19 protein-coding genes are annotated in these 20241 nt (G+C 68.3%); 6 read left to right on the top strand and 13 right to left on the bottom strand.

Annotation, left to right across the window (positions count from 1 at the left end):
* Positions 1–18: 18 nt before the first annotated feature.
* Entirely contained in the window at positions 19–672 is a 654-nt protein-coding gene (locus ACFULV_RS19725; protein WP_378658598.1) for a hypothetical protein, read from the top strand.
* 19 nt (positions 673–691) lie between these two features.
* Here ACFULV_RS19725 and ACFULV_RS19720 read toward each other — a convergent pair whose 3' ends face one another.
* The 8 genes from ACFULV_RS19720 to ACFULV_RS19685 form a co-directional block, all read right to left on the bottom strand.
* Positions 692–2107, bottom strand: coding sequence for a DUF1254 domain-containing protein (locus tag ACFULV_RS19720; protein WP_378658597.1), 1416 nt, complete (start codon positions 2105–2107; stop codon positions 692–694).
* A gap of 81 nt (positions 2108–2188) precedes the next feature.
* On the bottom strand, positions 2189–3304 hold the full coding sequence (locus tag ACFULV_RS19715) for a TetR/AcrR family transcriptional regulator (protein ID WP_378658595.1): 1116 nt from the start codon (positions 3302–3304) through the stop codon (positions 2189–2191).
* 111 nt (positions 3305–3415) lie between these two features.
* A complete protein-coding gene (locus tag ACFULV_RS19710) occupies positions 3416–5359 on the bottom strand; it encodes an acetoacetate--CoA ligase (protein WP_378658594.1) in 1944 nt (647 codons plus the stop codon).
* 56 nt (positions 5360–5415) lie between these two features.
* Positions 5416–6231 (bottom strand): HpcH/HpaI aldolase/citrate lyase family protein, encoded by an 816-nt coding sequence (locus ACFULV_RS19705; RefSeq protein ID WP_378658592.1) that lies wholly within the window; start codon positions 6229–6231, stop codon positions 5416–5418.
* 43 nt (positions 6232–6274) lie between these two features.
* On the bottom strand, positions 6275–6757 hold the full coding sequence (locus ACFULV_RS19700; RefSeq protein ID WP_378634408.1) for a MaoC family dehydratase: 483 nt from the start codon (positions 6755–6757) through the stop codon (positions 6275–6277).
* Complete coding sequence (locus ACFULV_RS19695) at positions 6754–7914, bottom strand: acyl-CoA dehydrogenase family protein (protein WP_266293533.1); 1161 nt, start codon at positions 7912–7914, stop codon at positions 6754–6756. Before ACFULV_RS19695 ends, ACFULV_RS19700 begins: the two co-directional genes overlap by 4 nt.
* Positions 7911–10019 (bottom strand): biotin carboxylase N-terminal domain-containing protein, encoded by a 2109-nt coding sequence (locus ACFULV_RS19690; RefSeq protein WP_378658590.1) that lies wholly within the window; start codon positions 10017–10019, stop codon positions 7911–7913. The genes ACFULV_RS19695 and ACFULV_RS19690 overlap by 4 nt, the downstream gene beginning before the upstream one ends.
* A gap of 5 nt (positions 10020–10024) precedes the next feature.
* Positions 10025–11632, bottom strand: coding sequence for a carboxyl transferase domain-containing protein (locus ACFULV_RS19685; protein WP_378658588.1), 1608 nt, complete (start codon positions 11630–11632; stop codon positions 10025–10027).
* An 87-nt stretch (positions 11633–11719) separates the two neighbouring features.
* Between ACFULV_RS19685 and ACFULV_RS19680 the strand changes: the two genes are divergently transcribed.
* Positions 11720–12319, top strand: coding sequence for a TetR/AcrR family transcriptional regulator (locus ACFULV_RS19680; RefSeq protein ID WP_378658585.1), 600 nt, complete (start codon positions 11720–11722; stop codon positions 12317–12319).
* A gap of 20 nt (positions 12320–12339) precedes the next feature.
* Here ACFULV_RS19680 and ACFULV_RS19675 read toward each other — a convergent pair whose 3' ends face one another.
* From ACFULV_RS19675 to ACFULV_RS19660, 4 genes are all read right to left on the bottom strand, one after another.
* Entirely contained in the window at positions 12340–13650 is a 1311-nt protein-coding gene (locus ACFULV_RS19675) for a chloride channel protein (protein ID WP_378658582.1), read from the bottom strand.
* Between the two features lie 47 nt (positions 13651–13697).
* Positions 13698–14129: an NYN domain-containing protein gene (locus ACFULV_RS19670; protein ID WP_378658579.1), complete on the bottom strand. Its 432-nt coding sequence runs from the start codon at positions 14127–14129 to the stop codon at positions 13698–13700.
* 29 nt (positions 14130–14158) lie between these two features.
* Positions 14159–14869, bottom strand: a complete 711-nt coding sequence (locus ACFULV_RS19665) for an ABC transporter ATP-binding protein (protein WP_378658576.1) — start codon at positions 14867–14869, stop codon at positions 14159–14161.
* A gap of 85 nt (positions 14870–14954) precedes the next feature.
* Positions 14955–15995 (bottom strand): ABC transporter permease, encoded by a 1041-nt coding sequence (locus tag ACFULV_RS19660; protein ID WP_378658573.1) that lies wholly within the window; start codon positions 15993–15995, stop codon positions 14955–14957.
* A gap of 130 nt (positions 15996–16125) precedes the next feature.
* Between ACFULV_RS19660 and ACFULV_RS19655 the strand changes: the two genes are divergently transcribed.
* Genes ACFULV_RS19655 through ACFULV_RS19645 form a run of 3 tightly spaced genes read left to right on the top strand, consistent with a single transcriptional unit; the run spans position 16126 to position 18406 of the window.
* Positions 16126–17307: a histidine kinase gene (locus ACFULV_RS19655; RefSeq protein ID WP_378658570.1), complete on the top strand. Its 1182-nt coding sequence runs from the start codon at positions 16126–16128 to the stop codon at positions 17305–17307.
* Entirely contained in the window at positions 17304–17921 is a 618-nt protein-coding gene (locus ACFULV_RS19650) for a LuxR C-terminal-related transcriptional regulator (protein ID WP_378634431.1), read from the top strand. The genes ACFULV_RS19655 and ACFULV_RS19650 overlap by 4 nt, the downstream gene beginning before the upstream one ends.
* 59 nt (positions 17922–17980) lie before the next feature.
* Positions 17981–18406: a PPOX class F420-dependent oxidoreductase gene (locus ACFULV_RS19645; protein ID WP_378634433.1), complete on the top strand. Its 426-nt coding sequence runs from the start codon at positions 17981–17983 to the stop codon at positions 18404–18406.
* On the opposite strand, the gene ACFULV_RS19640 is transcribed toward ACFULV_RS19645, so the two are convergent.
* Complete coding sequence (locus ACFULV_RS19640) at positions 18403–19092, bottom strand: DUF3105 domain-containing protein (protein WP_378658567.1); 690 nt, start codon at positions 19090–19092, stop codon at positions 18403–18405. The two genes, ACFULV_RS19645 and ACFULV_RS19640, sit on opposite strands and share 4 nt — an antisense overlap.
* Positions 19093–19184: 92 nt before the next feature.
* Here ACFULV_RS19640 and cobM point away from each other — a divergent pair, with 92 nt between their 5' ends.
* Positions 19185–19928 (top strand): precorrin-4 C(11)-methyltransferase, encoded by a 744-nt coding sequence (cobM, locus tag ACFULV_RS19635; protein WP_378658564.1) that lies wholly within the window; start codon positions 19185–19187, stop codon positions 19926–19928.
* Positions 19929–20241: the final 313 nt, after the last annotated feature.

The raw sequence follows: 20241 nt of genomic DNA, 5'->3' as shown, positions 1-20241 counted from the left end.
CGGGCTAGCTTTGCGACCATGGGACTTTCAGTGGGAACCGGGGGGCTGGCCTTTGCCGTGGCAGACGGTAGTGACCCGGAGTATCTCGATGCGCTGACCGAGCAACTGCGTGCGCTCAGTGAATTACTGGTGCGGGAGGGGCTTGCTCCGCACGACGAGCCGAGGGCTGCGGGACCAGCGGTGGACCGCGCTCGGATAGGGAGCGTGCCCTACTCTTTCGTGCACTATCTGCGACGTGCGTATGCCCGAGCGCGTGAGTATCCCGAGCAGCCGCTCACACCCGTCGCCGACGGCGACAGCGCTTCGGATGATCCAGCCATCGACCTGGTCGGATCCACCTTCGACTCCCACCTGATCTGCCATTCGGATTGCGAAGGGTTCTACGTACCGGTCGATTTCGACGAAGTGCTTTTCGTCGGCGAGGACGTCGACATCGCCGGTGGTATGGTCGGGTCGAGCACGGCGCTGATGCGCGAACTCGTCTATGTCGCACCGTATTTGGGTATCGAGCTGGTCGATGGGGTGCTCTCCGACGCCGAGATCGGCAGGATCCGGACGATGCTGGACAGCGATTCGCCGCACCCGTTCGACCGGGAGTTGATCACCTGGCTGCTGCTGTTCGAGGCCGCGAGGGTGTCGATCGAGAACGGCACCGTTGTCGAGTTCGGGTGATCGGCACACCGTGCCCGGCTCAGTCGACCAGGGTCATCGGCGGCGGCTCCCACTTGCCGTCGAGGGCGTTCTCGCGCGGTGCGTAGAGGCGCAGGGTGAGGGAGAAGTCGCCGGTGGCGGGGATGGGGAGCCAGTTGCCGGTGGGGACGGCGGGACGTGGGTCCTGGTGCTGGACCGCTAGTTCCACGGATCCGTCGGGGGCGGGGACAACGGCGGGGAAGTGGCCTACCGAGTAGATCGCGTCGGGGTTGGGGACAAGGAAGCCTTGCGTGTCGTAGGCGGTGATCGAGGCGAAGGCGTGGACAGGAGGCCATCGGCCCGGTTCGAAGCGGATTCGGTAGCGCAGTGGGTTGCCCCGGTCGTCGGTGGTAGGGGCGTCGCGGTTCGCGTAGAGCACGTCACGGACGGGGGCAAGGGCGGGGGAGCGCTTGGTGGTGGCCGCGCGGCGGAGGTAGTCGGTACCGAAGGTGCCGAGGTCGATGGGGATCTCCCAGCCGTTGACGGAGCGGGCGGTCGGGTCTGTCCAGTCGGCGATGCGGCGGTGGGCCTGGCGCACCGCCTCGTCGAGGATTTCGGCGGGCTGGTCGTCGACGACCCCGCCGGGCTGGACACCGATCGTGGCCAGTTGCGTCATCAGTGGCGCGTCGGCGGCAGCGGGGGGATCGGTGAGCATCAGCCGGCACAGGCGGTTGAGATAGGTGCGGCCGTCCAACGCGGCGATCCGCTTCGTCGGTGGCTCGGGTCCACGGTCTATCGCGTGGACGCGGCTGACCGTCCCGGCGAGTTCACCGCGATCCCAGGCGCTGAGCGGGATCAGCTTCATCTTCTCCTGCCACTGGTGGACCGTCGGCGCGTCCCCGGTGCCGTTGATCTGGACCCGCGCGACGATCGTGCACATCGACGACGGCATGTGCAGCCGGGTCACTTTCGCGGGCAGCGCACCGGTCCACTGCGGCCCGGTGAGGACATAGGTGAAGGGTGGACCGTCGGCGTCCACGGTGGTCCGCGGGGTCGTACTGGTCAGGTCGTGCACGGTGTTCGCCCACCCGTCGACCAGCTGGAACAGCCAGAACCGGTCGGGCTCCATCCCGGGGATCTGGAGCACGATCGGCTCTTCGGTGAGGTCGAGCCACGCCTGCGAATACACCATGTCGTGGCTGAGCCTGGCCACCCCGCGGTCGTCGGGATCGGGCAGGACGCTGTGATCGAAGCCGTTGATCGGCCCGCTCGCCGCGCGCATCATGTCCAGCAGGATCATCGGATAGCCGTAGATGTAGGCGTCGATCGCCCGGGCGAGCACATCCGGGCGACCGGTGGTGCGGATCGGCTCGGGTACCGATTCGTCACCGCATCCGGGCAACGCCGCCGCCGTGGCGGCCGCGGCGGCGAGCCCGAGCAACGACCGCCTGGTCAGCGCGCTCGCGCGAGAATCCATGCACGCTCCGTTCGAAGGCCTGATCGCCGAGCGTATGACCAGTCAGCAACGCAACGCCTCATACGCGACGGGTGAATTGCCTCAGCCGAGCAGCACCCGCCGCATCAGGTATCCGACCCTGGCCCGGCCTGCGATCGGGTCGTCGCCGAAGCGCTGACCGAGGTCGATGACCATCGCGAACGCCGCGTGTACCAGGAAACGTGCCTCGGCCGCGGAGAGCTCCGGCCGCATATCGCGCACCAGCCGCGCCCACTCCTGCACGCTCAACCGCTGGATATTGCGCAGGACGGCACGTTCCTCGGCGGGCACGTGCCCGAATTCGGCGTAGTAGACGACGGCGAGCGCTCGCTCGTCGAACGTGTCGGCGACGAACTGGTCGACCAGCACGCCGAGCGCGGCCCCGCTGTCGGGTGTGCTCGCCACCGCGGGCCCGATCGCCCCCGACACCCGGTCGGCCGCGCGTCGAAACGCCGCGGCGAGGATGTCGCTCTTGCCGCGATAGAACCGGTACACCGCCGATGCCGCCGACAATCCCGCCGCCGAGGCGATGTCCTCCACGCTCACATTCGGATAGCCGCGTTTGTGGAACAGCTCCACCGCTTTGCGCAGCAGCAGTTCGTGTTTGAACGAGTCGGGAATCTGGGCGCGGGCGCCGAGCTCCGAAACGGTTGCGGCAGGTGGCAATACGGTGTCGGTGAGCGCCATACACGCCGAGCCGAGCAACTTGTTCAGCGTGCGAAGGGGCAGCGCGGCGTGATGATCGGCGACGCTGGTGACCACACCGAGAATCGCCGTGGAGATCATCCGCAGCTCGGCCGTGGTCAATTCGGGACGCAAGATCGCCAGCTGTTCGTCGAGCGCGACCAGCACCGAACCCTGCTGCTCGTCGAGCACCACCCGGTCCGTCGGCTCGAGGTAGCGGCCCTCCCATCGCACCAGCCGTACCGTCGCCCGATTCTCGACGGTCGCGCCGATCAGCCCGGTCAGCATGTGCCGCAACCGTTGCGCCGCGGGCAGGGTGTCTTCGGCCGACACCACGATCGATGCCGTGAACGCCTGCCCGACCCGAAGTAACTCCTCCCGGAACAACGCGTACTTACTGGGGTAGTGCCGATACAGCGCGGCCGAACTGATCCCCAGCCCGGACGCGATGTCCTCCATACTCACCCCGTGATATCCGGCGGCGCCGAACGCCACCGCCGACGACGCTGCGATCTGCGCCCGGCGATTCTTCGGCCGCCGCCGAACTTCAGTCCCAGCTACCCCACGCGCCCCACGAGACTCGCTGACATTCATAGTTCAAGTGTATTAGCCCTTGTCGGGTGGGCTTATCCGGGCATACCAGTCGAGGAGTGCGGGGTCGTCGACGGCGCTGCGTTCGACGACACGAGCGGGATCGGCGCCCTGGAAGAGCTTTTTGACGGGGACTTCCAGTTTCTTGCCGGTTCGGGTGTGGGGGATGCCGGGGGCTTCGCGGATCTCGTCGGGGACGTGGCGCGGGGAGACCTCGGTGCGGATCGCGGTGGCGAGACGGGTTTTCAGGTCTTCGGTGAGTTCCGCGCCGGGGGCGAGCACGACGAACAGGGGCATCCAGTAGCCGCCGTCGGGTTGTTCGGCGCCGATCACCAGGGCCTCGGCGATCTCCGGGAACTGTTCGACGACCTGGTAGATGTCGGCACTGCCCATGCGGATGCCGTGGCGGTTGAGCGTCGAATCGGAGCGACCGTGCACGACGATGCTGCCGTGTTCGGTGAGGGTGATCCAGTCGCCGTGGCGCCATACGCCGGGGTAGGTGTCGAAATAGGCCGCGTGGTAGCGCTTTCCGTCGTCGTCACGCCAGAAGCTCACCGGCATCGACGGCATCGGCGCGGTGACCACCAGCTCGCCGACCTCGCCGCGCACGGGGTTGCCCTGCTCGTCGAAGGCATCGAGGGCGACGCCGAGATAGGGCGCCGACAGCTCACCCGGCCACACCGGCACGGTCGGGACGCCGCCGACGAACGCCGACACCACATCGGTGCCACCGCTGATCGAGTTCACCTGAACGTGGTCTCCGGCATTCTCGTTCAACCACAGCGCGCTCGACACCGGCAGCGACGAACCGGTGATACCCACGGAGCGCAGGGCCGAAAGGTCGTGCTCGGCGCGTGGCACCGACCCTGCCTTGACGCAGCCGAGAACATAGCCGGGGCTGGTCCCGAAAACGGTAGCGCCCACCTGAGCGGCGATGCGCCACAGCGCATCCGGGCCGCCCGCGGTGGGGCTGCCGTCGTAGGTGACGACGGTGGTGCCGGTGAGCAGACCCGCTACCTGAAAGTTCCACATCATCCAGCTCGGGCTGGTATACCAGAAGAACGTGTCCTCGGGGCCCATGTTCGATTGCAGCGCTACGGCTTTGAGATGCTCGAGCAGCACGCCGCCGTGGCCGTGGACGATGCCCTTGGGCAGCCCGGTGGTGCCGGAGGAGAACACGATCCACAACGGATGATCGAAATCGACGGGGACTGTTTCGATGACACCGAGTCCGGCATCGGCGACCGAGTCCGTCCAGGACAGCGTGTCGGGGACCTCGAGTCCGAGTTGCGCGACGACGACGGTGGCGCGCAGGTCGGGCAGCCCGTCGCGCAGTGCCGCGATGTCGGCCCGTTTGTCGTGTGCCTTGCCGCCGAACCGGTAGCCGTCGGCGGTGACCAGCACCGTCGGGTCGAGCTGGCCGAGCCGGTCCAGCGCGGCCTTGGCGGAGTAGTCCTGACCGCAGGCGCTCCACACCGCGCCGATACTGGCGGTGGCGAGGAAGGCGACGATCGCTTCCGGGATATTGGGCAGGTAGCCCACCACCCGGTCGCCCGCCTCGACGCCCTGCTCACGCAAGGTGCGCGCGAAAACCGTGACCTGTTCGATCAATTCGGCCCAGGACACCTCCTGCGGCTCGGCCTCCTCGTGCAGGGCGATCACCGCGGGGCGGCCGAACTGGGCCATCCGGATGATCTGGTCGACGTAGTTCAGCCGGGTGCCGGGAAACCATTGCGCGCCCGGCATCTCCCGCGAGCCGAGCACTTCACCGGCGGTCTCGCCGAGCTCGAAGTAGTCCCACACGGCCTGCCAGAAGCCGGCGATGTCGTCCACCGACCACTGCCACAGTGCCTGGTAGTCGGGATACTGGTCGCCGGTTCGCGTGGAGACGAAGGCGGCGAAGTCGGTGATTCGGGCCGACGCGATATCTTGCGCGCTCGGGACCCATTGCGGTTGCACTCCGATGTCCTCCTCGAACTGGACTACTCGTGTATCGGGGACGGGTTACCCGATGATCAGCTGGGCACGCCTGCGCGCCGGACGATCTGTTCGGCATGCCGGAGCACCGGCGCGTCGACCATACGGCCCTCGAACGCGAAGACGCCACGATGGTTGGGCACCTCCGCCAGCACCCGATGCGCCCAGTCGAGCTCGGCGGGGTCGGGTGCGTAGCCGTCACGGATCACCGCGACCTGACTCGGGTGGATGGCGACCTTGGCGTCGAATCCGACGGCGACCGCATCGCTCGTCTCCACGGCGAGGCCGTCGAGATCCTTGATGTTCAGATACACCGAGTCCAGCGCGAAGCGACCGAAGGCCTTGGCCGCCAGCAGAGTCGACGAACGCACCTGACGGGCGACATCGCGGTAGCTGCCGTCGGCATGCCTGCTCGAGTTGCCACCGAGTCCGGCGACCAGATCCTCGGCACCCCACATCACGCCGATGGCATTGCCGGCCTGCACCGACTCGGTGATCCGCACCGCCCCGAGCGGCGATTCGACCAGCACGATCACTTCGTAGCCGTCGAGGCTGCGAACCTGGTCGGCCGACTCGCATTTGGGCAGCATGACCCGGCGGTAGGCGGTCTGCGCGAGCGCCGCCAGATCGGCCGCGTAGTCGTCGGTGTCGGCCGCGTTGACCCGGATCACGGTGTGCTGCGGGTCGAGCGGGGTGTCGATGAGCGCCTGCCTGGCCGCGGCCTTGTCACCCGCCGCGACACCGTCCTCGAGATCGAGGATCACCACATCGGCCACCGCGGCGGCCTTGGCGAAGCGTTCGGGGCGGTCGGCCGGGCAGAACAACCACGCGGGACCACTCGGTTGCCAGCTCATACTGCGTCCTTTCGACGGTGCCCGGTGGCGGGGTGTCGGCCGCTCATGCCCGCGGTGCCTTGCGGACCAGTGTCTTGCGTATCGCGGTCGCCACGATCACGCCGTGCTGGTTGCGTGCGGTGTGGGCCAGGCTGACGATGCCCTCGCCGGGACGGCTCTTGGATTCGCGCTTGTCGGTGACCAGTGTTTCCGCGTACATGGTGTCGCCGTGGAACAGCGGAGCGGGCGTGGTCATCTCGGAGAAACCGAGGTTGCCGACCAGCGTGCCCTGCGTGAGCTGGGCGACGGAGAGCCCGACCAGCGTCGACAGCGTGAACATCGAATTCACCAGGCGCTGGTTGAACGGCGGCTGCGCGTCGGCGAAGGCCGCGTCCAGGTGCAGGGCCTGGGTGTTCATGGTCAGCGTGGTGAACAGGACATTGTCGGCCTCGGTGATGGTGCGGCCGGGCCGGTGCTCGTAGATCGTGCCGATCTCGAACTCCTCGAACCACAGCCCGCGCTGGACCACCCGCCTCACTTCGCTCACAGACCCAGCTCCCTTGCGATCAGCATCAGCTGTACCTCCGTGGTGCCCTCGCCGATTTCCAGGATCTTGCTGTCACGGTAGTGCCTCGACACCGGGTATTCGTTCATGAAGCCGTTGCCGCCGAAGATCTGGGTGGCGTCGCGGGCGTTGTCCATCGCGGCCTCGCTGGCGACCATCTTCGCGATCGAGGCGGCCTTCTTGAACGGTTTGCCCGCCAGCATCAGCGCGGCGGCGTCGTAGTAGGCGGTACGCGCGACGTGGGCCCGCGCCTCCATTCGGGCGATCTTGAACGCGATGGCCTGGTTGCGGCCGATCGCCTGTCCGAAGGCTTGACGTTCGCCCGCGTAGCGCACGCTCTCGTCGACACAGCCCTGCGCGGCGCCGACGGCCAGCGCGGCGATGGCGATGCGTCCCTCGTCGAGGATGCGCAGGAAGTTGGCGTAGCCGCGACCCCGCTCGCCGAGCAGGTTCTCCTGCGGCACCCGCACGTCGGTGAAGCTCAGCGGATGGGTGTCGGAGGCGTTCCAGCCGACCTTGTTGTAGGCGGGCTCGGCCACGAAACCCGGGGTGGAGGTCGGCACCAGGATGGTGGAGATCTCCTTCTTGCCGCCTGCCTGTCCGGTGACCGCGGTGACGGTGACCAGGCGGGTGATGTCGGTGCCGGAGTTGGTGATGAACTGCTTGCTGCCGTTGATCACCCAGCTCTCGCCGTCCTGCACGGCGGTGGTCCTGGTGCCGCCCGCGTCGCTGCCCGCGTCGGGCTCGGTGAGGCCGAAGCCCGCCAGCGCCTGTCCGCTGGTGAGCTGGGGCAGCCATTCGGTGCGCTGCTTGTCGTTGCCGAAACGGTAGATCGGCATGGCGCCCAGCGACACCCCCGCCTCGAGGGTGATGGCCACGCTCTGGTCGATCTTGCCGAGTTCCTCGAGCGCCAGGCACAGGGCGAAGTAGTCGCCGCCCATGCCGCCGAACTCCTCGGGGAACGGCAGGCCGAACAGGCCCATCTCGGCCATGCCCGCCACGACCTCGTACGGAAAGCTGTGTTCGGCATCGTGTTTCGCCGACACCGGCGCGACGACCTGGTTGGCGAAATCGCGCACGGTGAGTGCGAGCTGGCGGTATTCCTCCGGCAGCGAACCGGTGGACAGGTAGTCGGTCATGCGGGGGTTCCTTCGGGCTCGGTCGGTGCCGCGGCGGTCTCGGCGACGGCGGGTTCTGTCGCGGTAGCCGCGACGACGGTTTCTGCGGGGTGGGCGACGACGCGCACCAGCACCTGGTCCAGCTTCACCTGGGCGCCGGGGACGGCGAGCACCTCCACCGTGCCTGCCACCGGCGCGGTGAGCGCGTGCTCCATCTTCATGGCCTCGATCACGATCACCGGATCGCCGACGGCGACGGTCGCGCCGTTCTCGACCGGCGTGGCGATCACCGAACCCGGCATGGGACTGCGGATTTCGGCATCACCCACGTGGGCGGCGTCGCCACGCGCGCTCGCCTCGGCGACCTCGCGCAGAACCGCGAGGCCGCCGTCGTGGCTCACCCACAGCTGGCCGTCGGCCTCGGCGATGCGGTAGGTGCGTCGCAGACCGTCGAGCGTCGAGGCGAGACCGTCGGCCGAGACGGCGGCGGTGAGCGTGCGGGGCTCGGGGCGGCTCGTCAGTCCGCCGGACTCCGGCTCGTCGAGCCATACGGTCGCCGAAGCCGGTGTGCCGGTGATGAACACGTGGCGCGCCTGGTCGCCCGCGGACAGCCTGATCGATGTCGGGGCGGGTTCGCCGAGCCGCCATCCCGAAGGGGTCGACCAGGGGTCGCCGCCGGTGGCGGGCCAGCGTCGCAACCAGTGATGTGTCGCGGCCGCGATGAATTCGTCGTCGGTCACCTCGGCGGGTACGAAGTCGGCGACGCGGCGATCCAGCAAGGCGGTATCGAGACGGCCCGCCTGTACATCGTCGTCGGCGAGCAGGAACCGCAGGAATTCGATATTGCTCGTGACGCCGAGCAGCACGGTCTGTTCCAGCGCGCGGTCCAGCGCGGCGAGCGCGTCGGCGCGAGTATCGCCGCGCGCGATCACCTTCGACAGCATCGGGTCGTAGTCGCTACCGACCACGGTGCCCACCGAGAGCCCCGAATCCACCCGCACGCCGGCGCCTTCCGGCTCCGACAGCGCGAGCACGGCGCCGCCCGTCGGCAGGAACCCGCGACCCGGGTCCTCCGCGTAGACGCGTGCTTCGATCGCGTGCCCGACGAGGTGGATCTCGTCCTGGGTGCGCGCCAGTTTCTGGCCCGCGGCGACCCGCACCTGGCATTCCACCAGGTCGATACCGGTGACCATCTCGGTCACCGGATGCTCCACCTGCAGACGGGTGTTCATCTCCATGAAGAAGAACTCGTCGGGCTGGTCGGCCGAGACGATGAACTCCACGGTGCCCGCGCCCACGTAGTCCACGCTGCGGGCGGTATTGCAGGCGGCGGTGCCGATCCGGGCCCTGGTCCGCGCGTCCAGCAGCGGTGAGGGAGCCTCCTCGATCACCTTCTGATGCCTGCGCTGCAAGCTGCATTCGCGCTCACCCAGGTGCACCACATTGCCGAACTTGTCGGCCAGGATCTGCACCTCGATGTGGCGGGGCCGGTTGACGAACCGTTCCAGGAACAGGGTGTCGTCACCGAATGCCGCAGCGGCTTCGCGCCGGGCGCTCACCAGCGCGGCGGGCAGATCGGCGGCGTCGGTGACCCGGCGCATGCCCTTGCCGCCACCGCCCGCGGACGGTTTCACGAGCACCGGGTAGCCGATGTCCGTCGCGGCGGCGATCAGTTGGTCATCGGTCAGGCCGGGTTCGGCGATGCCGGGCACCACCGGAACCCCGAACGCCGTCACCGTCTTCTTCGCGGTGATCTTGTCGCCCATCACCTCGATGGCCTCGGCCGGCGGGCCGAGGAACACGATGCCCGCATCGGCCAGTGCCGCCGCGAAGGCCGAGTTCTCCGACAGGAAGCCATAACCCGGGTGTACCGCCTGCGCGCCCGAACGGACGGCGGCATCGACGACCTTCTCGATCGACAGGTAGCTCTCGCGCGCCGGCGCCGGTCCGAGCCGCACCGCGACATCGGCCTCGCGCACATGGCGCGCGTCCGCATCGGCGTCGCTGTACACCGCGACCGAGCGAATGCCCATGTCGCGCAGGGTCTTGATCACACGCACCGCGATCTCGCCGCGGTTGGCGACCAGGACGGTGTCGAATTCGACGAGTTGGTTCTTGTTCAGCATGTCGGTCACATCCGGAAGACGCCGTAGGAAACGGGTTCGAGCGGCGCTTGCGCGCACACCGAAAGGGCAAGGCCGAGTGCGGTTCTGGTGTCGGTCGGCGCGATGACGCCGTCGTCCCAGATCCGGGCCGTCGAATAGTAGGGGTTGCCCTGGGTCTCGTACTGGTCCCGGATCGGCGCCTTGAAGGCCTCCTGATCCTCCTCGGACCACGGCTTGCCCGCGCTGTCGAGCTGATCGCCGCGCACCGTGGACAGCACCGAGGCAGCCTGCTCGCCACCCATCACCGAGATGCGCGCGTTCGGCCACATCCACAGGAAGCGCGGCGAATACGCGCGCCCGCACATGGAATAGTTGCCCGCGCCGTAGGAGCCGCCGATCACCACGGTCAGCTTCGGCACCCGTGCGCATGCGACCGCGGTGACCATCTTCGCGCCGTGCTTGGCGATGCCGCCGGCCTCGTAGTCGCGCCCGACCATGAAGCCGGTGATGTTCTGCAGGAACAGCAGCGGGATCTTGCGCTTGTCGCACAGTTCGATGAAATGCGCGCCCTTCATCGCGGACTCGGCGAACAGCACGCCGTTGTTGGCGACGATGCCGACCGGATGGCCGTGGATGCGAGCGAACCCGGTGACCAGGGTCTTGCCGTATTCGGCCTTGAACTCGTGGAATCCGGCCTCGCCGTCGACGATCCGGTCGATCACCTCGCGCACGTCATACGGCGTGCGCGGGTCCACCGGGACCACGTCGTAGAGCTCGTCCTCGTTCTTGGCGGGCGGGGTGCTGGGCAGCACCTCCCACGGCGCCTCCGGCTTCGGGCCGAGCGTGCCGACGATCTTGCGGACGATCCGCAGCGCGTCGCGATCGTCGTCGGCCAGATGGTCGGTGACGCCGGAGGTCCGCGAATGCAGCAGGCCGCCGCCGAGCTCCTCGGCGGTGACGACCTCACCGGTCGCGGCCTTCACCAGCGGCGGGCCGCCGAGAAAGATGGTGCCCTGATCACGCACGATGACGGCTTCGTCGGCCATCGCGGGCACATACGCGCCGCCCGCGGTGCACGAGCCCATGACCGCCGCGATCTGGGCGATGCCCTTGGCGCTCATGTTCGCCTGGTTGTAGAAGATGCGGCCGAAGTGCTCGCGGTCGGGGAACACCTCGTCCTGGTGCGGTAGGAAGGCGCCGCCGGAGTCCACCAGGTACACACACGGCAGGTTGTTCTGCGCGGCCACTTCCTGCGCGCGCAGGTGCTTCTTCACCGAGATCGGGTAGTACGTGCCGCCCTTGACCGTCGCGTCGTTGGCCAGGATCAGGCACTCACGGCCCGAGATGCGGCCGATGCCGCCGATCATGCCCGCGCCGGGGCACTCGTCGCCGTACATGCCGTTGCCGGCCAGCGGCGCCAGCTCGAGGAACGGGCTGCCCGGGTCGAGCAGCTGCTCGACGCGCTCGCGGGGGAGCAGCTTGCCCCTGGCCACATGCCGTTCGCGGGACTTCTCCGGACCGCCGAGCGCGGCTGCGGCAAGCCGCTGCCGCAGATCCGCGACCAGGGCGCCGTGTGCGTCCCGGTTGCTCGTCACGGCCACGGTGCCGTCTTCGGTCTCGTGCGTAACCGTCATCGCGCCATTCTCCCACTCGGTTAATCGCCAATAACTGAAATTCAGGTTAATCTTGGCTAACCAAGTTGTCCAGAGGGGGCGGCCACAATGTCGACTACCGAGCCTGTCCAGGTGACCCGGCGCGAGCAGCTCAAAGCTCAGCGTCGCGAACAGTTGCTCGCCGCGGGCGCCCGTCTCATCGCCGACCGCGGCTTCTTCGGCGTGCGTCTGGACGACCTCGGCGCGGCGGTCGGCATCAGCGGCCCCGCCGTCTACCGGCACTTCGCGAACAAAGAGGCACTGCTGGTCGAACTCCTGGTCGGCATCAGTGAGCGCCTGCTCACGGGCGGTCGCGCCGTTGTCGACGAATCGCCGTCGGCCGCCTCGGCGCTGACGGCCCTGGTCGACTTCCATCTCGACTTCGCCTTCGGTAATCCCGAACTCATCCGTATCCAGGACCGCGACCTCGACAACGTGCCCGCCAACGACCGCCGGATCTTGCGCCGCACCCAGCGCCAATACGTCGAGATCTGGGTGGGTGTCCTGCGCGAACTGAACCCCGCTCTCCCCGAGGAAGCCGCCCGCATTCAGGCCCACGCCGCCTTCGGCCTGATCAACTCCACGCCGCACAGCGCGTCGGCGGCGAGCGCTTCGCGGGCCCGTCCGGTGCTGAGGCAGATGGCTTTGGCAGCGCTGTCGGCCGGGTAGTTCTCCGGTCGGAAGCGCCGTCAGCCGGTTTCTTCGGCTGGGGTGGTCGGGAGGACATTGATCAGGACAAAGGCCACGGCCACAGCGACGACCACCTGGGGAGTCACCGATATGCCGTCGGTACCGAGCAGCAGAACACCCAGGAGCGCTGAGGTCAACGGCAGGCGCAGCATCACCGCGCACATCGCGCCGATGCCCATCGCGATCGCCGGACCCATACTCATGCCCGGCAGTCCGCTCATCGCGATGCCGAGAACGGCGCCGATGAAGATCGACGGGAACACCGGTCCACCACGAAACGCACTCAGCGAAATCGAATAGGCGACCGTTTTGCAGAGACCGAGCAGAAGCAGGACACCCACCGAATAGTCGGCGGCGTGGGCGACGAGTTCGGGTAGGGCGTCCTGGCCGGAGAACAGCACCTGGTTGAAGCTGTTCCCGGAAATCAGTTGGTAGGCGGTGGCGGCAAGACCGATGAGCAACCCGAGCATTGCCGTCACGAGAATGCGATTGGTGTGGACGAGCGGTCGAAGTGCCAGCCCGGCCCAGCGGATCGCCCAGCCGAGGAGTGCCGCGATCCCGCCGACGACGACAGCCCAGCACATCGTGGCCAGAGTCGGGTTCACCGCCGCCGGAACGGATGTCAGCGCGAGGGAGAACGTGCCGAGTCCAGTGAGACTGTCCAGTCCGACGAAGACGACGGCACCGATACCGGAGGCGAGCAGTCCCGGTACCGCGACGAGACTCAGCGTCGCGCCACCGATTCCGGCGGCTTCCATGATCAGGAACGCTGCCAGGATCGGCGAGCCGAACAGGGTGCTGATGGCGGTGAAGCTGCCCGCCGACGCCATGATCACCAGCGCCATCGGGGGCGCGTCCTTCTTCAGCAGGTGCACCGCGAGCACCGCGAGTCCGCCGCCGATCGCGATCAGCGGGGCCTCCGGACCGAGGACGGCCCCCAGGCTGAGCGTGGCCAGTGCCGCCAGGATGATGCCCGGCATTTCCTTGTCGACCGGCGTGCCTCCGGCGTGGAACCCGAATGCCGGAGAGTGACCGGCGTTGCCTGGCAGGTAGCGGATGGTCGCACCGGTCAACACGCCGCAGAGCACCAACCAGGGCAGTGGCCACCATGATGGCGTGCCACCGGAGAAGACGTCGCCCGGGAGGTCGCTGAACAGGAACTGCTGGATCTTCGTTACCGCGGCCAGGAAGCCATACGCGACCAAAGAGATCGGTATGCCCAGAGCCGCCGCCAGCAGTAGAGCCACGAGGTACCGCTTGGAGCGCATGACCGCAACCGGATCGACGTCCGGGGCATGCGTATCCGCCATCACACCTCCATGACCGAATCCCCGCGACGAGGAGCGAAGTCAGCCTGTCAGCTCGACTCGGTCCTGTCCTCACCCGAAGCGGGTGAAGCTTCGATCTGGTTCCAGAACCAGCCGGGGCCGACGGTTTCGGCGCCATGGGCTTCGACTCTGGTGCGGAGTTCGCGGTCGGCGGTGACGACGGTGATCTGTTCGTGGGAATCGGACTCGGCGACCACGTCGACGATCTTGTCGTCGCCCGAGCGTTCGGCGAGGACCACCTTCATCCGCGGCGCGGAGGGTTCGGCGCCGTCGGCGGCGGCTTTGGCCGCGCCTTCGAGGACGACGGTGACCTCGGTGGTCTCGGGCAGGCGACTCGTCAGGTTCGCCAGGCCGGCGAGAAGCCTGCGCGCGGCGCCCGCGCGGTCCTTCCACCAACCGTTGGGGCGCGAGCCGATGACATTGGCCGCATCCACCACGATGAGATGCCTCGGATCGCTCATGGGGCCCAGTCTGCCCGGTGGCAGCAGCGTCAGGCAGGCGTGGGGACGGCGACGCCGGTGAGGCGGCCGTCGGTCATGCGGTAGACCGCGTCCATGCGGTGCAGGTGGGTCGGGTCATGGGTGACCAGGATGGTGGCGGCGCGGTGTTCGCGGGCGATGGTCGTGATCAGGGCGATGATCGCGGCGCCGCGTTCGGAGTCCAGCGCGCTGGTGGGTTCGTCGACCACGAGCAGGGCGGGGTCGTTCATCAGGGCTCGGGCGATGTTGACGCGCTGGCGTTGGCCACCGGAGAGCTGGGCGGGACGTTTGTGAGCCTGTTCGGTCAGACCTACCGCTTCGAGTAGTTCCCGTGCGCGGGAACGGGTTTCACTACGCGATGCCCGCTTCGGGCCGCCGAGGTGGGTGGTCACTTCCAGCTGCTCGACGGCGGTGAGCGACGGGATGAGATTCGGTTGCTGGAAGACGATGCCCATCGAGGTCCGGCGAGCTGCTGCGGCTGCTCGACGGCTCAGCGTCGCCAGATCGGTAGTGGCCGAATCGGTTTCGAGCACGACCGTGCCCGAGTCGGGCCGGATCAGGGTCGCGGCGACGGCCAGCAGGCTCGACTTCCCTGATCCGGACGCGCCGGTCACCGCGGCGATGGTGCCGCCGGGGACGTGCATGTTCACCCGGTCGAGGGCGGTGAGACGGCCGGTGCCGTCGGGGTAGGTGAGGGTGACGTCGGTGAGAGTGATTGCCACGGTGGATCCTTCGGTTGGTCGCGCGGTGCACCGGATCGGCGGCGCGACTGCGGCATCGGTGCGGGCGACGGTCGTCATGGGTTCGTCAGCGGGTCGCGCCGAGCGCGGTCAGCGGGTCGGTGGTGAACAGGAAGCGCAGGGCGACAGCGGCGCCGGCGAGGCCGAGGACGATCAGGGCCAGCGCGGGGACCAGGGTCGTCGCGGGGCTGAGCACGAAAGGCATCGCCTCGCCCAGGAACACTGAGGCCAGGGCGGTGATCGCGAGGCCCGCCGTGATGCCCGCGGTCAGGACGATCGCGGCTTGGGCGAGGGCGTCACGAACCAGGGAGCCGGTGGTCGCGCCGAGCGCTTTCAGCGTGGCGATGTCGGGTTGGCGCTGCACGGTCCAGACCGTGAAAAAGGCCCCGATCACCAGCGCCGAGATGGCGAACAGCAGCACTGTCATCAGCGTGAGTGAGCTGTTCTCGGCCTGGTAGGAGCCGATCGCCTGGACGGCATCCTTCGCGGGCAGCGAGTGTGTTCCGGCTTCGGCGTCGAGGCCGCCGGGGACATCGCCGGTCACCGCGAGCACGGTCGCGTCGCCGGCGCGCGGGCTGGCCGCCTGCCAGTCCTGCATGCTCGTCCAGATCACGGGGGTATGGCTGTACCACTCGTCACCGGCTACGTCGGCGACGGTGAACTCGTGGCCCGCCAGCAGGACGACATCGCCGGTGCCCGCGGACAGTTCACGAGCCGCCGCCGAACTCAGCACCACCGCACCGGGTTCGGTAGCAGGGCGATTGCTGAACGCCGACGGGTCGCCGCCGAACAACGCGACCTGCGTCGGGCTGGCACCAGCGTGCTCGGCCCTCGTGCGCGAGATCCCGATCGGGGTCGCGTCCGCCGATTTCCACTGCGCGATCTGCTGCTCGGTGAGCACCGACGAGTCGAAAGACGGGTCGGCCCCGGTCTCGGCGAAAACGACCCGGTCGGCGTCGATCCGCTGGACGGCGGAGATGTTCTGGTGCGCCAGCCCAGCGGTGAGGCCACTGAGGAAGCTCACCAGCACCGCCACCAACAGCACGACAGTGGTGATGAGCAGGAAGCGGCCACGGGCGGCTCGCAGATCTCGGAGTGCGACGAACATGACTCCACTCTGTCGTTCTTGTCGGTCGACGCCATCGCACCGGCGCACGAAACGCCGTCCATCCAAGGTCTGGCGGCGTTTACATCTTTCGATGGATGCCCGTGTAGTTGCCGCACATAAGCTGGTCGACGTGCACTCGTCCCCCCTGACCCCGGTGGTCACCACCCTGCGCCTCGGCCTGCATGTGCTGGTGACGGTGCTGGCGGCGGTGGTCGCGGCGCGGGCGTTGCTGCCCGGCGGCGGCGGTCACGGTATCGCGGTGGTCGCGCTGACGGTGGTGTGGTTGCTGGTGTATTTCGCGGGGGCCGAGTTCCCGCGCTCGCGTTCGCAGGCGAATCCCGGCGGGGCGGTGTGGGTGTGGCTGGCGGCGCTGACCGTGTTGTGGCTGGTCCTGCTCGCGCTCACCCCTGACGCGGTCTACCTGGCGTTCGGGCTGTTCTTCGTCTACCTGCACCTGCTGCCACGGCCGTGGAATCTGGTCGCGGTGGTGTCGGCGACGGCGGTCGGTGTGATCGGGTTCGCGGCGCATCGTGGTTGGTCCGCGGGTGCGGTGGTGGGGCCTGTTCTCGGCGCGCTGGTGGCGATCGGGATCGGGCTCGGCTATCAGGCACTGCGCCGTGAGGCGGTCGAGCGGGAGCGGCTGATCGACGAATTGATCGGCACCAGAGCGATTCTCGCGGAACAGGAACGGACAGCGGGCAAGCTCTCCGAGCGCGAACGCCTGGCCAAGGAAATCCACGACACCGTCGCCCAGGGCCTGAGCAGTATCCAACTGCTCCTGCACAGCGCTGAGCAGGCCGCACCGGATCATCCTGCGCTGGACCGTATTCGGCTCGCGCGCGAGACCGCCGCCGAAGACCTGGCCGAAACCCGAAGGCTCATCGACGAATTGTCGCCCGCCGCACTGGACGGGCAATCGCTGGCCGAAGCGCTGGAACGCATTTGCCTGCGCGCGCAGTCGCCGGCACTGACCACGCAGCTGCTCGTCGAGGGTGAGCCGGAACGACTGCCGATGCCGGTCGAGGCGGCGCTGGTGCGGATCGCGCAGAGCGCGGTGGCGAATGTGGTCCAGCACGCGCAGGCTGAGCGCATGCGGGTCACCCTCACCTACGACGACACCGACGCGCACCTGGATATCGTCGACGACGGCATCGGCATCGATCCGGATACGCTGCGCCACCCCCGATCCGGGGCCTTCGGCCTCGCGGCCATGCGCAGCCGCGTCGAGCAACAGGGCGGTGCGATGACGGTCGAATCCGAGCCCGGCCACACCGCCGTGACGGTGACCTTCCCGCTCGGAGCGGCCTCATGATCCGCCTTCTCCTCGCTGACGATCACGCCATCGTCCGTGCGGGCCTGCGCGCGCTCCTCGACGCTGCCGCCGACATCACCGTCGTCGGCGATGTCGCGGATGCCGACGCGGCGGTGGCCTTTTGCGCCGCCACGCCCGTCGATCTGGTCCTGATGGACCTGCGCTTCGGCGACGGCCGCTCCGGAGCCTCCGCCACCGCGGGCCTGCGGGCGCTGCCCACCCCACCGAATGTCCTGGTCGTCACCAACTACGACACCGACGCTGACATCCTCGGCGCCATCGAAGCGGGCGCCGTCGGCTACCTCCTCAAGGACACCCCGCCCACCGAACTCCTCGCCGCCGTCCGCGCCGCCGCAGCGGGCGAAAGCGTCCTCTCCCCAACAGTCGCTTCCCGCCTGATGACCAGGGTCCGCCGAGCCGACACCACTCTGAGCCCCCGCGAAGTAGAAGTCCTCCGCCTGGTAGCCGCGGGCCTGTCCAACCGCGACATCGCCAAACAACTGTTCCTCAGCGAAACCACCGTCAAGTCCCACCTCGTCCACATCTACGCCAAACTCGGCGTGAAGTCCCGAACCTCCGCCGTCGCCACGGCCCGCGAAAGCGGCGCGATCTGACTGTCGACATGCTGATTCACCTTCGACGCCCCCGCCGCCGCTGCGTTTACCCTGGGCGCATGGCCTCTCTGTCTGATCCCAAGGTGCGCGAATTTCTTTCCCACGGAACGCGAACGGGCAAGGTGGCGTTCGCGGCGGCGGACGGGCGTCCGCTGGTGACGCCGGTGTGGTTCGTCGTCGAAGGTGACGAGCTGGTTTTCAATACGGGGAAGAACACGGCCAAGGGGCGGGCTTTCGCGCGTGATCCGCGTGTCGCGGTGTGCGTCGACCTCGAGGAGCCGCCGTACGCGCTGGTGGAGGTGCAGGGGACGGTCACGCTGTCCGAAGACCTCGATGAGCTCGTGCGAACCGCTACCGCCATCGCCGCCCGGTACATGGGCCCGGACAAGGCGGACGAATTCGGTCAGCGCAACGGGGTCGCGGGCGAACTGGTGGTGCGGGTGCGGCCGACGAAGATCATCGCGCAGTTCGATATGACGGGCTAGCGGGCGCCGGTCATCGGGACCGCGTCCGGGCCGGGCGGGGTCGGGTCGTACGGCGGGGGATCGGTGCGATCGAAGAGCGGAGACGAGCAGGTCGCGCCGACTTCCGGGGTGGTGTACGGGTTTTCGCGGAGGGCGACGATGAACTGGTCGATGCGTTCGTCGGTGGCGGAGTCGACGGCGAGCTGGTGGCCCCACGACTGCAGTGAGATCGGGTGGTTCATGTCGGGTATGGGCGACATCAGGGTGTACTGGCGGTCGGTGACCCTGGCGCTCAGCACCGCCTGATCCTGCGCGCTCACCTTCGCGGGGTCGTAGGCGATCCACACCGCGCCGTGTTCGAGCGAGTGGACCGCGTTCTCGGTGCGCAGGGCCTTCGAATAGACGACGCCGGTGCAGGCGGCCCACTGCGCGTCGTGCGGTCCGCCCACCGGGGGGATCGCCGGGTAGGCGACTCGCTGGTTCGGCCGCACGTGCTGCTGGCCGGGCGCGATCTCGGTGACGACGACGCCACGAATCTGTAGCGAGGGGTCACGGTTGTCCGAGGACGGGGCGAAGCTGTCCGCGGTGGCGGTCGCCTGACCGGCGACCTTCTCACCCGAGCACCCGGTCGCCAGCGTGGCGGCCACGACCACGACCGCGCAAGCACCTGCGCCGCGCACCCCACCGGACCTACTCGAAACCCGCATCGCGGACCCCCGTCTCCTCGTCGCCGACACCTGCCGTCCGACACAGAACCTACTTGTCTGCCCGCGCCGGGGGCACTCCTAGACTCCCGACTATGACTGTGCACTTCATCGGGGCAGGCCCCGGCGCCGCCGACCTGCTCACGGTGCGAGCGGTCAACCTCCTGCGCGACAGCCCCGTCTGCCTCTACGCGGGCACCTACCTCGACCCCGAGGTCCTCGCCCACTGCGCGCCCGGCGCCGAACTGATCGACACCCAGCACCTGAACCTGGACCAGATCATCGACCACCTCGTGCGCGCCACCGAGGCGGGCAAGGACGTGGCCCGGCTGTGTTCGGGCGATCCCTCGCTCTATTCGGCTCTCACGGAGCAGACCCGCAGGCTCGACGCCCGCAACGTGGCGTGGGACATCACCCCCGGCGTCCCCGCCTACGCGGCCGCGGCGGCCGCCCTCGGCACCGAACTGACCGTTCCCGAGGTCGTCCAGTCGGTAGTCCTCACCCGGACCCAGGCCCGCTCCACCGTGATGCCGCACGGTGAGGCGCTGGCGAACTTCGCCGCCACCGGTGCCACGCTCATCCTGCATCTCGCGATCACCCGGATCAGAGTGCTGGCACACGAGCTGGTCGCCGAGTACGGCGCGGACTGCCCCGTCGCCGTCGTCTATCGCGCCAGCCAACCCGAACAGCTCGTCCTGCGCGGCACCCTGTCCGGCATCGCCGACCAGGTGGAGGCGGCAGGGCTTCGTCAAGCCGCGGTGATCCTGGTCGGCCGCGCGCTGGCCACGTCCATCGACTGCGCCCAGTCGCACCTCTACGACCCGGCCAGGGCCCGGTAACACCCACTCCAGCACAGCAGACCAATCGGTGTGATCCATCACTCAGTCGCCGCGGTGCACAGGTCATCCAGCGGGGATGTGAGAACGCAGACAAGCGTCAGCAAACGTGGCTCGCAGGCTTTACCTGGGCCGATGCTCGGCGGCTATGGAGGTGGTTGGTTGCGGGGCGAGCACACCGGTAGATTGGTGCGATGGTTTGCGACGAGTAGACCGGCGCTGGCGGCCGGACGGTCAGGTGCATGGTCTCGGCCGTGTAACGAGACCAGCCTGGGTGACAGATAGTGCCAATGGACATTTTTGCCTGATTGATTCG

The organism is Nocardia sp. NPDC057272 (assembly GCF_042668615.1).
Lineage (GTDB): Bacteria > Actinomycetota > Actinomycetes > Mycobacteriales > Mycobacteriaceae > Nocardia.
This window is presented reverse-complemented; position numbering and strand designations above follow the sequence as displayed.

Bases quoted from the DNA above. Each gene is read 5' to 3' on its own strand.
- ACFULV_RS19725 (WP_378658598.1), top strand. From the start codon at position 19: ATGGGACTTTCAGTGGGAACCGGGGGGCTGGCCTTTGCCGTGGCAGAC.
- ACFULV_RS19720 (WP_378658597.1), bottom strand. From the start codon at position 2,107: ATGGATTCTCGCGCGAGCGCGCTGACCAGGCGGTCGTTGCTCGGGCTC.
- ACFULV_RS19705 (WP_378658592.1), bottom strand. From the start codon at position 6,231: ATGAGCTGGCAACCGAGTGGTCCCGCGTGGTTGTTCTGCCCGGCCGAC.
- ACFULV_RS19695 (WP_266293533.1), bottom strand. From the start codon at position 7,914: ATGACCGACTACCTGTCCACCGGTTCGCTGCCGGAGGAATACCGCCAG.
- ACFULV_RS19690 (WP_378658590.1), bottom strand. From the start codon at position 10,019: ATGCTGAACAAGAACCAACTCGTCGAATTCGACACCGTCCTGGTCGCC.
- ACFULV_RS19685 (WP_378658588.1), bottom strand. From the start codon at position 11,632: ATGACGGTTACGCACGAGACCGAAGACGGCACCGTGGCCGTGACGAGC.
- ACFULV_RS19680 (WP_378658585.1), top strand. From the start codon at position 11,720: ATGTCGACTACCGAGCCTGTCCAGGTGACCCGGCGCGAGCAGCTCAAA.
- ACFULV_RS19675 (WP_378658582.1), bottom strand. From the start codon at position 13,650: ATGGCGGATACGCATGCCCCGGACGTCGATCCGGTTGCGGTCATGCGC.
- ACFULV_RS19670 (WP_378658579.1), bottom strand. From the start codon at position 14,129: ATGAGCGATCCGAGGCATCTCATCGTGGTGGATGCGGCCAATGTCATC.
- ACFULV_RS19660 (WP_378658573.1), bottom strand. From the start codon at position 15,995: ATGTTCGTCGCACTCCGAGATCTGCGAGCCGCCCGTGGCCGCTTCCTG.
- ACFULV_RS19650 (WP_378634431.1), top strand. From the start codon at position 17,304: ATGATCCGCCTTCTCCTCGCTGACGATCACGCCATCGTCCGTGCGGGC.
- ACFULV_RS19645 (WP_378634433.1), top strand. From the start codon at position 17,981: ATGGCCTCTCTGTCTGATCCCAAGGTGCGCGAATTTCTTTCCCACGGA.
- ACFULV_RS19640 (WP_378658567.1), bottom strand. From the start codon at position 19,092: ATGCGGGTTTCGAGTAGGTCCGGTGGGGTGCGCGGCGCAGGTGCTTGC.
- cobM (WP_378658564.1), top strand. From the start codon at position 19,185: ATGACTGTGCACTTCATCGGGGCAGGCCCCGGCGCCGCCGACCTGCTC.